The sequence below is a fragment of the Variovorax sp. GW823-FHT04F07 genome, assembly GCF_058795995.1.
This window is the reverse complement of the sequence record NZ_JBXAIG010000002.1, coordinates 461,241-474,658: the sequence shown is the minus strand read 5'-3', so window position 1 is coordinate 474,658 and position 13,418 is coordinate 461,241. Positions and strand designations below refer to the sequence as shown.

Below are 13,418 nucleotides of genomic sequence, written 5' to 3'. Positions count from 1 at the left end.
TCAGCTGTCCTGCTGGGCCAAGGCGTCGGTGCTCGAGTTCGGCTTCCAGGCGGCGCGCGCCTTGCTGGCGCCGGCGATGGATTGCTCCAGGCCTTGCAGGTCGCCGGCGCTCATCAGGGCTTCGAGGTCTTCCAGCGCCTTGCGGAAGGCCTGCGACTGCTGCAGCACCTGCTCGCGGTTGGCGAGTAGCACGTCGCGCCACATGACGGGGTCGCTGGCGGCGATGCGCGAGAAGTCGCGAAAGCCCGGTCCCGCGAGGCTCAGGAAGCGGTCGCCCTGCGGCTGGCCGATGAGGGCGTTGGTGTAGGCAAAGGCCAGCAGGTGCGGCAGGTGGCTCACGGCGGCGAAGGCGGCGTCGTGCTCTTCGTGCGTCATGGTGACGACGTTGGCGCCGATGCCGCTCCACACCTGCGAGGCGCGCTGCACGTTGGAGCGCAGCGTGGTCTTGACGGGGGTCAGCACGACCTGGCGGCCGGTGAAGAGCGAGGCTTCGGCATGCTCGATGCCGGAGACTTCCTTGCCGGCGATCGGGTGCGCCGGCACGAAGTTCGCGAACTGCTTTTGCAGGCCGTTGCGTGCGGCCTCGATCACGTCGCCCTTGGTCGAGCCCACGTCCATCACCAGCGTGTCGGCAGAGATGCCGTGGCGGATGGCCTTGAAGGTGGCTTCCGAGGCGGCCACCGGCACGGCCAGCAGCACGAGGTCGGCGCCCGACACCGCCAGCAGCGCCGAGGGCGCCGCCACGTCGATCACGCCGAGCTGGCGCGCCCGCTCGGTGGTGGAGGGTGACTTGCTGTAGCCCACCACGCGTTTCACCAGCTTCGCGCGCTTGAGCGCGAGCGCAAAGGAGCCGCCCATGAGGCCGCAGCCGATCAATCCCAGTTGCTCGAACATCGCGTCGGTCCGTTCGGCTCAGGCTTTGATCGGGTAGGCGCCGAGCACCTTGTAGAAGGCGCAGAGGCCGCGCAGTTCGGCCAGCGCCGCGGCCACGTTGGGCTGCGAGGGGTGGCCGTCGAGGTCGATGTAGAAGTAGTACTCCCACTGGCCGGTGCGCGCGGGGCGCGACTCGAAGCGCGTCATCGACACGTTGTTGGCCTTCAGGGGCACCAGCAGGTCGTGCACCGCGCCGGGGCGGTTGGGCACCGAGACGATCAGGCTCGTGCAGTCCTTGCCCGAAGCCGGCGGCATGGCCAGCGTCTGCGGCAGGCAGATCACCGAGAAGCGGGTGCGGTTGTACGAATCGTCCTGGATGGCGTGCGCCACGATGTGCAGGCCGAAGCGGGTGGCGGCGCGTTCGCCGGCCAGCGCGGCCCAGGCCGGGTTGGTGGCCGCGAGGCGTGCGCCTTCGGCGTTGCTCGACACGGCGCGCCGCTCGGCGTTGGGCAGGTGCTTGGACAGCCAGGTCTGGCACTGCGCCAGCGCCTGCGGATGGGCCAGCACGGCCTCGACGCCTTCGAGCGAGTTGCTGCTGCGCATCAGGTGGTGGCGCACCAGCAGGCTGACTTCGCCGACGACATGGGTGGGCGAGTGCAGGAACAGGTCGAGCGAGCGCGTGACCACGCCTTCGGTCGAGTTCTCGACGCCGACCACGCCGTACTGGGCGCTGCCCGCGGCGGTGGCGTGGAACACCTCGTCGAAGCTGGCGCAGTAGATCAGGTCGGCGGCGCCGCCGAAGTACTCGATGGCGGCCTGTTCGCAGAAGGTGCCCTCGGGGCCGAGCACGGCCACGCGTTGGGGCGATTCGAGTGCCAGGCAGGCCGACATGATCTCGCGCCAGATGGCCGCGACATGGAGGTCCTTGAGTGGACCGCCATTGCTGCTTTGCATCTTGTTGATGACCGCGGCGACGCGGTCGGGGCGAAAGAACGGCGTGCCTTCGCGCTTCTTGACCTCGCCGACCAGCTCGGCCACATGGGCGCGCTCATTGAGCAGGCTCAGCAGCCGTTGGTCGAGGGAGTCGATCTGCACGCGCAGACCGGCCAGGCTTTCGGAATTGTCGGGGGTGGTGGGGGGTGTGGGGGCAGAGGCGGTCATCGGTGCGAGCAACAGGGCATGCGCCTACGCATGCGATCGCTCGAATTCTCTCATGTAGGCCACCAAGGCCTGCACCCCTGCCAGCGGCATGGCGTTGTAGATGCTCGCGCGCATGCCACCGACCGACTTGTGGCCCTTGAGCTGCAGCAGCCCGGCTTCGCGCGCGCCGGCCAGGAAGGCCTCGTTGCGCCCCTCGTCGGCCAGGAAGAACGGCACGTTCATGCGCGAACGGCAGTTGGCGTCGATGCGGTTGGCGTAGAAGTCGGAGCCGTCGATGAAGTCGTACAGCAGCTTCGCCTTCTCGACATTGCGCTGCTCCATGGCGGCGATGCCGGTGAGCGCGCCTTCGGTCTGCTGCAGCAGCCACTGGAACGTGAGCCCCGCCATGTAGATGCCCCAGGTCGGCGGCGTGTTGTACATGGAGTGGTTGTCGGCCACGGTCTTGTAATTGAACGCGCTCGGGCAGATCTCGAGGGCGTGGCCCAGCAGGTCGTCGCGCACGACCACGATGGTCAAGCCGGCGGGGCCGAGGTTCTTCTGGGCGCCGCCGAAGGCCAGGCCGACGCGGCTCCAGTCGACGCTGCGTGAAGCGACATGGGAAGAAAAATCGATGACCAGCGGCGCCTTGCTGCCGAGCGCGGCCAGGTCGGGGAGTTGCTGGAACTCGATGCCGTTGATGGTCTCGTTGCTGCACACGTGCACGTACGAGGCATCGGCGGACAGCTGCCAGCTGGCGGGATCGGGCAGCTGCGTGTGCTGATTGTCGGCGTTGCTGGCCGCCACGCGGGCGGTGCAGTAGCGCTGCGCTTCCTTGTGGGACTTGGCGCTCCAGCTGCCGGTGACGACGAAGTCGGCAGCGGCGCCGCGCGACAGGTTCAACGGCACGATGGCGTTCTCGCCAAGGCCGCCACCCTGCATGAACAGGATGTGAAAGTGCGAGGGGATGGCCAGCAGCGTGCGGATGTCGGCTTCGGCCTGGGTGCAGATGGCACCGAATTCCTTGCCGCGATGGCTCATCTCCATCACGCTCATGCCGCTGCCCTGCCAATCGAGCATCTCGGAAGCGGCGCGTTGCAGCACCGCCTCCGGCATGGCAGCCGGACCGGCCGAAAAGTTGTAGGGGCGCTTGCCGGCCGGCGTCTGCTGCTGGGTCACGGTGCTTTACTTTGTCTTGGCGGGAGCCTTGGCGGCGGGCGCCTTGGCGGGAGCTGCGGCGGCGCCGTCGGTGGGAGCACCGAGGGCCTTGGCGACGTTGGTGTCGAGTGCGCGCATCTTGGGTTCGATGGTGGCGCGGGTGTCGGTCACCAGCTTTTCCGTCAGAGCGGTCTGCATCTTCGGGTTCAGTTCCTGGTACTTCTTGCTCAGGGGTGAGTTGATCCAGGCCAGCAGCTGCTTGAGCTCTTCTTCGGTGAAGTTCTGCTCGAGGATGGGCGTGAGGGCGCCAGGGGCGATCTGCACGGCCTTGTCGCGCACGACCGGGTAGGCGTCGTCGAAGTACTTCTTCAGTTCGGCGTCAGCGGCCTTGGCGGCGGATTCGCGCTTGGCTTCGGGCACTTGCGTCTGCAGGTACTGCGAACCGGCTTGCGCGATGGGGGCGCTCGACTGCTCGATCAGGCCGCGTGCCAGCGACTCGATGCCGGGGCGCTGGATCTCGATGAACTGCTTGATCAGCGTGGCCTTGTCCTGGGCCATGGCGGCCATGGACGAGCCGGCGAGGGCAGCGGTCAGGAGTGCGAGCTTGAGTTGTTTTTTCACTGAGGATTCTCCGTTGAAGATGTGGAAGTGTCGTCTGCGTCCGGCTCACCTTCGCCGTTCGCGTCGTTTTCGACGATGCGTTGAAGCCCGCTGAGTTTGGCGCCTTCGTCGAGCCCGATCAGCGTGACGCCTTGCGTCGCCCGACCCAGTTCGCGAATCTCGGCCACACGGGTGCGCACGAGCACACCCTTGTCGGTGATGAGCATGATCTCATCGTCCGCATGAACGAGCGTGGCGGCAACGACCTTGCCGTTGCGCTCACTCTGTTGAATCGCGATCATGCCTTTGGTTCCGCGACCATGACGCGTGTATTCGGTAATGCTTGTGCGTTTTCCGTAACCATTTTCGGTGGCGGTGAGCACGCTCTGCTGCTCGTCCTCGGCCACCAACATGGCGATCACGCCCTGGCCGGGCTCCAGCGACATGCCGCGCACGCCGCGGGCGTTGCGGCCCAGCGGGCGGACGTCTTCCTCGTCGAAGCGCACGGCCTTGCCGTTGTCGCTGAAGAGCATCACGTCGTGCTTGCCGTCGGTGAGCGCCGCGCCGATGAGGTAGTCACCTTCATCGAGGTTCACGGCAATGATGCCGCCCTTGCGCGGGTTGCTGAATTCGTCGAGCGCCGTCTTCTTGACCGTGCCCATCGAGGTCGCCATGAACACGTACTGGTCGGCCGGGAAGTTGCGCTTCTCGCCGGTGAGGGCGAGCGCGACGTTGATCTTCTCGCCTTCCTGCAGCGGGAACATGTTGACGATGGGACGTCCGCGCGAGCCGCGCGAACCCGCCGGCACTTCCCACACCTTGAGCCAGTACAGCCGGCCGCGGTTGGAGAAGCACAGGATGTAGTCGTGCGTGTTGGCGATGAAGAGCTGGTCGATCCAGTCGTCGTCCTTGGTGGACGTGGCCTGCTTGCCGCGCCCGCCGCGCTTTTGCGCGCGGTACTCGCCCAGCGGCTGGCTCTTGATGTAGCCGCTGTGCGAGAGCGTGACGACCATGTCGGTCGGCGTGATCAGGTCTTCGGTCGAGAGGTCGTAGGCGCTGTGCTCGACCAGGCTGCGGCGGGCGCCGATCTTCGACTGGCCGAACTCCTGCTTGATCTCGCCGAGTTCGTCGCCAATGATGATCGAGACGCGCTCGGGCTTGGCCAGGATGTCGAGCAGGTCGTCGATCTCGGCCATGACGTCCTTGTACTCGGCAACGATCTTGTCCTGCTCCAGGCCGGTCAGGCGCTGCAGACGCATCTGCAGGATTTCCTGCGCTTGCGTTTCCGACAGGCGGTACAGGCCGTCGCCGCCCATGCCGTACTCGCGCTCGAGGCCTTCGGGGCGGTAGTCGTCGGCGTTGATCACGCCGCCGTCGGCGCGCGAACGCGTGAGCATTTCGCGCACCAGCTTGCTGTCCCAGCTGCGGGTCATGAGCTCGGCCTTGGCGACCGGCGGGGTGGGCGACTCGCGGATGATGCGGATGAACTCGTCGATGTTGGCCAGCGCCACCGCCAGGCCTTCGAGCACGTGGCCGCGTTCGCGGGCCTTGCGCAGCGTGAAGACGGTGCGGCGCGTGACCACTTCGCGGCGGTGCTGCAGGAAGACTTCGATCAGGTCCTTCAGGTTGCACAGCTTGGGCTGGCCGTCGACCAGCGCCACCATGTTGATGCCGAAGGTGTCCTGCAGCTGCGTCTGCTTGTAGAGGTTGTTGAGCACCACCTCGGGCACTTCGCCGCGCTTGAGCTCGATCACCAGGCGCATGCCCGACTTGTCGGATTCGTCCTGGATGTGGCTGATGCCTTCGATCTTCTTCTCGTGCACCAGCTCGGCCATGCGCTCCTGCAGCGTCTTCTTGTTGACCTGGTAGGGGAGCTCGTCGACGATGATCGCCTGGCGCTGGCCGCGGTCGATGTCCTCGAAGTGGCACTTGGCGCGCATCACGACCTTGCCGCGGCCGGTGCGGTAGCCGTCCTTCACGCCGTTGATGCCGTAGATGATGCCGGCGGTGGGGAAGTCGGGCGCCGGCACGATTTCCATCAGTTCGTCGATGCTCGCCTGCGGATTGCGCAGCAGATACAGGCAGGCATCCACCACTTCATTCAGGTTGTGCGGCGGGATATTGGTGGCCATGCCGACCGCAATACCGCCGGAGCCATTGACCAGCAAATTCGGCAGCTGGCTGGGCAAAACTTTCGGTTCTTTTTCGGAGCCGTCGTAATTGTCCTGAAAGTCGACAGTTTCCTTGTCGATATCGGCCAGCATTTCATGCGCAATTTTGGCCAGCCGGATTTCCGTATAACGCATTGCGGCGGCGTTGTCGCCGTCGACCGACCCGAAGTTGCCCTGGCCGTCGACCAGCATGTGGCGCATCGAGAAGTCCTGGGCCAGCCGGACGATGGTGTCGTAGACCGACTGGTCGCCGTGCGGGTGGTACTTACCGATCACGTCGCCGACGATACGGGCCGACTTCTTGTACGGCCGGTTCCAGTCGTTGTTGAGCTCGTGCATCGCGTACAGCACGCGCCGGTGCACCGGCTTGAGGCCGTCGCGGGCGTCGGGAAGCGCCCGGCCGACGATCACGCTCATGGCGTAATCGAGGTAGCTGCTGCGCATTTCCTCTTCGAGACTGATGGGCAGGGTTTCTTTGGCGAAGGAGGTCATGAGCAAGAGGCTGGCGGCAGGAAGGCGAAATTTTACGCTGTGAGGGGTGTCGCACCGCCGCAACACAAGGGCTCTATTCCGCCTCCGTCCTACGCTTCAGGGGCGTCCAGCGGCCTGTTTGCCAAAGACCCTATGGCACAATCGTCTCAACGTTTTGGGTGGTGGTCACTTAAAGCGTCCTTGATTCGCAGCGCGGCTGCGGCTTTTTCCCCAAGAGGAGAACCATGAAGAAACTGAATAAAGTGGCGATGATGTTTGCAGTCGCTGCGCTCGCCACTGCCGCCGGCGCGCAGACCCGTGTCACCGCTGCGAACGGCGGTCCTACGATCGACAACTGGCAAAACGGCACCGGCGAACTGGTCTGGAAGAACGGCACGAACGAACTGTGCTGGCGCGATGCCAACTGGACGCCCGCAACGGCTGCCGCCGGTTGCGACGGCGCCCTGGTTCCGGCTGCTCCGGCTGCTGTGCCCACCGCTCCTGGCGTGGCTCCCGTGGCTCCCCCGGCTCAAGTCGCTGCTTCGAAGGTCACCTTCGCTGCTGACGCCTTCTTCGACTTCGACAAGTCGGTGCTGAAGCCCGAAGGTCGCGCCAAGCTGACCGACCTGGTCGAGAAGATCCGTGGCGTGAACCTCGAAGTCATCATCGCTGTGGGTCACACCGACTCCATCGGTACCGACGCCTACAACCAGCGTCTGTCGGTGCGTCGCGCCGAAGCCGTCAAGGCCTTCCTGGTCTCGAAGGGCATCGAACGCAACCGCGTCTACACCGAAGGCAAGGGCGAGAAGCAGCCTGTGGCTGACAACCGCACCAAGGAAGGCCGCGCCAAGAACCGTCGCGTGGAAATCGAAGTGGTTGGCACCCGCGCCAACTGATCGATCGATTCCATCGACGAATGAAAACCCCGCCTCGGCGGGGTTTTTTTATGCCTGCCGTATTTGCGGCCGTGCCTGAGGCAAGCCCATTGCGTTCGAGCCGGGCTTTGCTCGCTTCATAATTGCCCCATGACAGAAAACGTGAATGCAGACCCGGCCGAACTGGCCAAGTTTTCGGAGCTTGCGCACCGGTGGTGGGATTTGGAGAGCGAATTCCGCCCGCTGCACGAAATCAATCCATTGCGGCTGGAATGGATTGACGGTATTGCGCCTATTTCGGGCCAGCGCGTGGTCGATATCGGCTGCGGCGGTGGCATCCTGGCCGATTCGATGGCGCGCAAGGGCGCCGACGTGCTGGGCGTCGACCTCGCGACCAAGGCGCTCAAGGTCGCTCAACTGCACGCCCTCGAAGCCGGGACGCGCGGCGTCAAGTACCGCGAAATCAGTGCCGAGGCGCTCGCGGCCGAGCAGCCCGGCAGCTTCGATGTGGTCACCTGCATGGAAATGCTGGAGCACGTGCCTGATCCGGCGTCGGTGATCCAGGCCTGCGCCACGCTGGTGAAGCCGGGCGGCTGGGTGTTCTTCTCGACCATCAACCGCAACCTGAAGTCCTTCATGCTGGCGATCGTGGGCGCCGAGTACGTCCTGGGCATGCTGCCGCGCGGCACGCACGAGTACCCCAAGCTGATCCGTCCCAGCGAACTGGCCGGCTACTGCCGCGCTGCCAGCCTGGACCTGCGCCACACCCGGGGCATGGAATACAACCCGCTGACCCGCCGCTACTGGCTCAGCGCCGACACCAGCGTCAACTACCTCTTCGCGACCCAGAAGCCGGCGCTGCCGGAGGCGCAGGGATGATGAAGATCGGGAGCACGACCACACAGGCCATCCTGTTCGACCTCGACGGCACGCTGATCGACAGCGCGCCCGACCTGGGCGCGGCGGCCGACAAGATGCGCACCGACCGCGGCCTGGCGCCTTACCCGCTGGAGCGCTACCGCCCGATGGCCGGCGCCGGCGCACGCGGCATGCTCGGCATTGCCTTCGGCATCACGCCCGAGGCGCCGGAGTTCGATGCGCTGCGCGAGGAGTTCTACGTCGGCTACGAACGCCGCATGCTGCTCAACACCCTGGTGTTCGACGGCGTGGCGCCGCTGATCGAGGCGATCCGCGAGCGCGGCCTGCGCTGGGGCGTGGTCACCAACAAGTCGGCCCGCTTCACCGAACCGCTGACCGCCGCGATGCCGCTCTTCGCGAGCGCCGGTGCGATCGTGAGCGGCGACACCACGCCATTCGCCAAGCCGCACCCCGAGCCGCTGCACGAGGCGGCGCGCCGTCTTGGCGTGGCGCCCGAGGCCTGCATCTACGTGGGGGACGACGAGCGCGACATCATCGCGGGCCGCGCCGCGGGCATGGGAACCGTGGCGGCCACCTACGGTTACATGGGTTCGCAGGCCGATGCGGCGCTGTGGAAAGCCGATGCCTCAATCTCTTCGCCCCTGGAGCTCTTGAAGTTACTCAATAGCGCCTAAAATGAGTCGCTTGGGGCTGCACTGGTTTCGACGTGGGTTCGGAGTCGCAGCGGGGCATGTCGAGCTGAATGCGCTCGTAAAACAGATTCAAACAAACTAACTGCAAACGACGAACGTTTCGCACTCGCTGCTTAATTGCCAGTGAGCCTTGCAACAGTTGGCCGATGGGCTGGGCAAGGGGGTCTGGAGCAATCCTGACCTCCCGGCTGCAAGGATAATTACATGGGCTGGCTCCGATCCGGGTACCTTGGGTCGGGGCGAGAAAATAGGGTGCTGGCGTCCGGTTTAGCGTGTGACTGCGCGACTCCGGAAGCGAGACTTAAATCAGATCACTACACATGTAGAACTGCGCGATGAAGGCTTGCGGACGGGGGTTCAAATCCCCCCAGCTCCACCATCTCAGATCGTCAACGCCAATGTGAGAACAAGGGCGCTTGACTGGCTAAATTGGCATTCGCCATCCACTTTTGGCGTTCGTTTCGCACGAAATTCGCACGCCAAACCGGGGGAATTCGCACGCGAAACTCCCCTCAGGCCACGGCCCGAAGCTGGGGCTTCGGCTTCTTGTAGTCCTCGGAAATGAACTTCCCGTAGATCGTGAAGACCATGGTGGCGTCTTCGTGGCCGAGCTGGTCGGCCAAGTACCACGGGTTCGCGCCAGCCGTCAACGCGGCGCTGGCGTACGTGTGCCGGGCCTGATACGGGTTTCGGTACCGGACGCCTGCCCGCGTCAGCAACGGCGTCCACATCGTCTTCCGAATCTGGGCGTCGTTCGTCCAGGGCTCCCCGGTCCCCGGGTTCAGCCAGACGTGCTCGCCCTTGGCCCTGCTGATCGGCTCCTGCGCTCGCAGTGCGGCGATCGCGTCCTGATTCAGGTCGACGTCGCGGATGCCTGCCTCGGTCTTCGGGGGCTTCTCGACACCCTCCACCTGGTTCAGATCGATGCGCACCTTCGCAGCCTTGAAGTTCACTTTGGGCCACTTCATCGCGATCATCTCGCCTGGGCGTGGGCCGGCGTTGAACCAGAACTGCACCATCGGCCACTCGTCGGCGCGCGCGGCCTGCAGGATCTTGGCCCGTTCCTCTGCCGAGAATGGGTTCGCCTGGTACTCGCTGGTCTTGGCGGTCTGCTTCAACAGCTTCGTCAGGGCGATCCGATCGAACGGGTCGAAGGTGATCATGTCGTCGTTGAGCGCGTCCTCGAAGACGCTGCGCAGCGGCGTGAGCAGGTTGCGGGTGAATTTCGCCGTGACGTTCATCTCGGAAATCCACCCGCGTAGGGCGCTTGGCGTGGCCTCGGCGAGCGTCTTTTCTCGCCAGAAGCTCATGCGCTCGCTGTTGATCGCTTTCTTGTAGCCCGCGAGGGTGCTGGGCGACAACTTGCCGGCCTTCACCTGCTTCTCGTAGGTGGCGAGCTGGGCGTCGAGCAGCGGCCCGATCAGCGTGCGCATGCCAGCATTCTCGAAACGCTTGGCCTTCGTGCTGTCCGGGAAGTACTCGGAGTACTGGAACTCGCCGTCGGTGATCTTGCGCAGGATCTCGGTGCGCAGCCCGGCCGCGTAGGTCAAGGCGCTCTTCGTGATGCTCTGCAGGGGCAGCAGCTCGCGGCACTCGGTGCCGCGGAAGCTGAACGCGATCTGGATGCGCTGCTCGTGCTTGAACTCGCGAATGCTCACGCCGCGCGGGCATTCGAGGGTGACTGGTTTTCGACCCATTTGTTGTATTCCTCCGGATTGATGTAGAGATTGCCGTCTGGACCTTTGCGGCACTGCACGCCGTCGGTCCAGATTCGTTTGCGGCGGCGCGCGTGCACTGCGTTGGCGGTGTCGCCCGTGTCCGCGCAGTGCTTCTTCAGCTTGACCCAGCGGTAGCTGGCTTCGTTGGCACTCATAGAGCCTCCAGGGTTGATATCAGGTGTTCGCGGTGGCTCAGGTGCGTGCGGCACACCGACATGGAGGAGAAGTAGGGCCACTTCTCATCGGGCCGCACTGCGGGCTTGTCGCAGTGGGCACAGGTCTCGATCAGGCGGTCCTCGCGGCGAGCGTCGGCCAGCAGCATCGGCTGCAGCTCGGTCATGTCGGCGTCGGCGGCCAGGCATTCGTCGTCGAGCAGCGCGCGAAACGCCGAGCGCACGCGCGGCGCGCCGTAGTAGGCGCCGGCGGCGAGGCTGTCGATGCCGCGCTGCAGGGCAGCCAGCGCGTGCTTGTCGTTGGGGCGCTCGTAGGAGCCCACGAACGCGGCGATACGCGGCGCGCGGTCCTCGGTCCAGTGCTCGCAGAAGTCCCACAGCCGCACGACGTCGCCGCGGCGCAGCTCGACGCAGTGCAGCTTGCGGGAGCGCGGCAGGGCCGAGGCCCAGGCCTGAACGGTGCTGAAACCGTCGTTGAGCGCGACCAGGTAGACCCATCCGGTGCAGTCGCGGTGCGCTTCGACGTTGGGCGCCCAGCCGTACAGCTCGCAGGACCGCGTGTTTTCAGTGCCCACCACCTGCGCGCTCGGGTCTTCCTTCTTCGTGAGCAGCATGGCATTGGCAAGGGCCTCGCGCACGAAGCGATGCTCGAGCACGGCCGGCGGGATGTCGATGTGGCCGACGACGGCCAGCGATGCCGGCGTCATCGCTTCGCCACCCAGATCAGCGCTTCGTCTCGCGCCTGGTTGAGCTCGGCCATGCGCGCAGCGCCGCCGCCGGCCCGGTCGGGGTGGTACTTGCTGGCCAGCCGCTGGTATGCGCGGCGAATGTCATCCTCGGTCGGCTGCAGCAGCGCCTGCAGTTCCAGCACCGCCTGCCAGTCGCGCTTCATGCCGGCCACGATCGGCGCCGGCAGGGCGGCGAAGCCGGTGAAAGCGCGCTCCAGCACAACCGCGCCGCCGTGCCGCTCGATCGCTCGCATGGCTTCGATAGTGGCCGCCAGAGCGGCGATGTTCATTTCGACCTTGGTGTAGGCGTCGATCGCCATGCTGCGGGGCTGGCCGTTGTACGGGTCTTCCCAGTAGACCGCGGCACCAGGGTCGCGCGGCGCTGCCTGGTCGCTGCGCGGGAGCCCGTCGAGGCGCAGCTTGAGGTTGGTGCTCAGGATGATCGAGCCGCGCTGAACGCGCATGCGCACCAGCTCCTCAAGAAGCCGGCTCGTAGCCTCTGCGATCGTGATGTCCTGCAAGGACGCGTAGGAGCGGCCGGACTCGCGGCGGCGCACACCGAAACGCCCGAAGGTCCGCATGTCGTCCTCGGTGCGACGCCAGCCCGGCGGCCAAGATAGAGGCGATGCAGTGATGCTCATCGCGCGTCTCCTTCGCCGGCTTCGATCTGCGTGCTGCCGGGCTTCGGGGTCATGGCGGCCTTGTTCTTCGCCTCTGCCTTGTCGAGCATGGTGCGCAGATCGGCGTCGGCGTGCTTCGCCCAGTCGCTGCCGTGGCGCATGTAGCGCGTGAGCAGGAAGTGAATCACTGCGGCCTGCTCGTGCTCGGCCTTCGTTTCGATCTCGACACCGCAGAGGCGCAGCGCTTGAGCGAGCCGAATGCAAGTGAAGTTTGGACGGCCGAGAATGGCGATCAGGTCGTCGCCCAGCGTAGTCAGATCGCCCGCTGCTGGTGTTGCGGCTCGCGCTGCGAGACCTGCCGCGAGACTCGGCGCACTGCGCTCCAGGTACTTGCGGGCTTCCTTGTGGGCCTGGCCGTCGTCGCCCAGCAGCAGGTCGTAAATGCGGTGATGCGCCTCCTGCTCACGCGCCGCGGTGGCGGCATTCCAGACTTCTTCCTGGCTGGGCGTGCGGTCGTGTGCCTTGCTGAACGTGAAGTACCAATCGCTGAAATTCTGGTCAGAAGCCATTGAACTCTCCCAGCGCCTCGAAAGCCGCGCGCGTCATGCGTTCGAAGGTCAGTTCGTAGGTGTGCTGCTCGTCGTCCGTGCCGAACATGTCGGCAAGGGTGTTCGCTTCGACCGTCAGCGTGGTTCCGTTCAGCGTGATGCGCGCCACCAGCAAGTCGTCATCAGGGCTCACCCCGGCGCTCGGTGCATCCGGTGCCGCTGAGGCCTCGGGCGTGGTGGGGGAGCCGACAAGCCGAGGCGGGTTGACTGCCGCCAGGGCGTCCTCGGCGACCTTGGCGCGATCGAACAGCGTTTCGCAGGTTGCCCAAGCATCGCGCGCGGCCTGCTCCCACGTCACAGGCCACAGCGGGCCGCAACCGTTCGGGCAGGGTTCCGTCTTCGAATCACCAGCGCCGGCCGTGCCACTGTTCACGTAGAGGTTCGTTCGGGTGAGCTGGAACTTGCAGCGTGCGCAGTGCATTTGCCCCGGCACGAGGTCAGTGCGACGTTCGCTGACCTCATGGCCGATGTGTCCCGTCATGCTGCGGGCCCCCTCTGCGCGATGACGGCATCGATCGCCTTGGTCACGCCGTGCAGGCACGAATCGCAGAGGTCGAGCTGGCGCGTGGCGTCGGCGCAGGGCGAGCCGTGCATGTCCAGCGCGTGGGCCTTGAGGACGAGGCCGCCATCCTTGACGGAGTTGCGACTGTCCATGACGCTGCCGCAGCAGTCGCAGGTCTTGATGGTCTTGGCGGGGATGGTCTTGGTGCTCATG

General features: G+C 65.5%; 15 protein-coding genes and 1 other RNA gene. 4 read left to right on the top strand and 12 right to left on the bottom strand.

Annotation, left to right across the window (positions count from 1 at the left end):
* The 5 genes from AC1RAA_RS11360 to gyrA are packed head-to-tail and all read right to left on the bottom strand — an operon-like array spanning position 1 to position 6,431.
* Positions 1 to 894 carry a prephenate dehydrogenase gene (locus AC1RAA_RS11360; protein ID WP_492729300.1) on the bottom strand — a complete coding sequence of 298 codons (894 nt, stop codon included), beginning with the start codon at positions 892 to 894 and terminating at the stop codon, positions 1 to 3.
* A gap of 18 nt (positions 895 to 912) precedes the next feature.
* Positions 913 to 2,034: a prephenate dehydratase gene (gene pheA / locus AC1RAA_RS11355; protein WP_492729302.1), complete on the bottom strand. Its 1,122-nt coding sequence runs from the start codon at positions 2,032 to 2,034 to the stop codon at positions 913 to 915.
* 24 nt (positions 2,035 to 2,058) lie between these two features.
* Positions 2,059 to 3,189, bottom strand: a complete 1,131-nt coding sequence (serC, locus tag AC1RAA_RS11350) for a 3-phosphoserine/phosphohydroxythreonine transaminase (protein ID WP_492729304.1) — start codon at positions 3,187 to 3,189, stop codon at positions 2,059 to 2,061.
* A 6-nt stretch (positions 3,190 to 3,195) separates the two neighbouring features.
* Positions 3,196 to 3,789 carry a DUF2059 domain-containing protein gene (locus tag AC1RAA_RS11345; RefSeq protein ID WP_225616959.1) on the bottom strand — a complete coding sequence of 198 codons (594 nt, stop codon included), beginning with the start codon at positions 3,787 to 3,789 and terminating at the stop codon, positions 3,196 to 3,198.
* Entirely contained in the window at positions 3,786 to 6,431 is a 2,646-nt protein-coding gene (gyrA, locus tag AC1RAA_RS11340) for a DNA gyrase subunit A (RefSeq protein ID WP_062468652.1), read from the bottom strand. Before gyrA ends, AC1RAA_RS11345 begins: the two co-directional genes overlap by 4 nt.
* 224 nt (positions 6,432 to 6,655) lie before the next feature.
* On the opposite strand from gyrA, the gene ompA reads away from it, so the two are divergent.
* The 4 genes from ompA to ssrA all read left to right on the top strand — a co-directional run bounded on the left by ompA (position 6,656) and on the right by ssrA (position 9,235).
* Positions 6,656 to 7,306: an outer membrane protein OmpA gene (gene ompA / locus AC1RAA_RS11335; RefSeq protein ID WP_070064005.1), complete on the top strand. Its 651-nt coding sequence runs from the start codon at positions 6,656 to 6,658 to the stop codon at positions 7,304 to 7,306.
* Positions 7,307 to 7,435: 129 nt separating this feature from the next.
* Positions 7,436 to 8,164: a bifunctional 2-polyprenyl-6-hydroxyphenol methylase/3-demethylubiquinol 3-O-methyltransferase UbiG gene (gene ubiG, locus AC1RAA_RS11330; RefSeq protein WP_070064006.1), complete on the top strand. Its 729-nt coding sequence runs from the start codon at positions 7,436 to 7,438 to the stop codon at positions 8,162 to 8,164.
* A complete protein-coding gene (locus AC1RAA_RS11325) occupies positions 8,161 to 8,838 on the top strand; it encodes an HAD family hydrolase (RefSeq protein ID WP_390345513.1) in 678 nt (225 codons plus the stop codon). The genes ubiG and AC1RAA_RS11325 overlap by 4 nt, the downstream gene beginning before the upstream one ends.
* A 12-nt stretch (positions 8,839 to 8,850) precedes the next feature.
* Positions 8,851 to 9,235, top strand: a transfer-messenger RNA (tmRNA) gene (ssrA, locus tag AC1RAA_RS11320).
* Between the two features lie 133 nt (positions 9,236 to 9,368).
* Here ssrA and AC1RAA_RS11315 read toward each other — a convergent pair.
* From AC1RAA_RS11315 to AC1RAA_RS11285, 7 genes are read right to left on the bottom strand one after another with little or no spacing between them, the layout of a single operon-like run.
* Positions 9,369 to 10,514 (bottom strand): Arm DNA-binding domain-containing protein, encoded by a 1,146-nt coding sequence (locus AC1RAA_RS11315; protein ID WP_492729308.1) that lies wholly within the window; start codon positions 10,512 to 10,514, stop codon positions 9,369 to 9,371.
* On the bottom strand, positions 10,511 to 10,729 hold the full coding sequence (xisR, locus tag AC1RAA_RS11310; RefSeq protein ID WP_492729310.1) for an excisionase family protein: 219 nt from the start codon (positions 10,727 to 10,729) through the stop codon (positions 10,511 to 10,513). Before xisR ends, AC1RAA_RS11315 begins: the two co-directional genes overlap by 4 nt.
* Positions 10,726 to 11,454, bottom strand: a complete 729-nt coding sequence (locus tag AC1RAA_RS11305) for a hypothetical protein (protein ID WP_492729312.1) — start codon at positions 11,452 to 11,454, stop codon at positions 10,726 to 10,728. The genes xisR and AC1RAA_RS11305 overlap by 4 nt, the downstream gene beginning before the upstream one ends.
* Complete coding sequence (locus AC1RAA_RS11300; protein ID WP_492729314.1) at positions 11,451 to 12,116, bottom strand: J domain-containing protein; 666 nt, start codon at positions 12,114 to 12,116, stop codon at positions 11,451 to 11,453. Before AC1RAA_RS11300 ends, AC1RAA_RS11305 begins: the two co-directional genes overlap by 4 nt.
* Entirely contained in the window at positions 12,113 to 12,664 is a 552-nt protein-coding gene (locus AC1RAA_RS11295; RefSeq protein WP_492729316.1) for a hypothetical protein, read from the bottom strand. Before AC1RAA_RS11295 ends, AC1RAA_RS11300 begins: the two co-directional genes overlap by 4 nt.
* Entirely contained in the window at positions 12,654 to 13,184 is a 531-nt protein-coding gene (locus tag AC1RAA_RS11290; protein WP_492729318.1) for a hypothetical protein, read from the bottom strand. The genes AC1RAA_RS11295 and AC1RAA_RS11290 overlap by 11 nt, the downstream gene beginning before the upstream one ends.
* Complete coding sequence (locus tag AC1RAA_RS11285; protein WP_492729320.1) at positions 13,181 to 13,417, bottom strand: hypothetical protein; 237 nt, start codon at positions 13,415 to 13,417, stop codon at positions 13,181 to 13,183. The genes AC1RAA_RS11290 and AC1RAA_RS11285 overlap by 4 nt, the downstream gene beginning before the upstream one ends.
* Position 13,418: the final 1 nt, after the last annotated feature.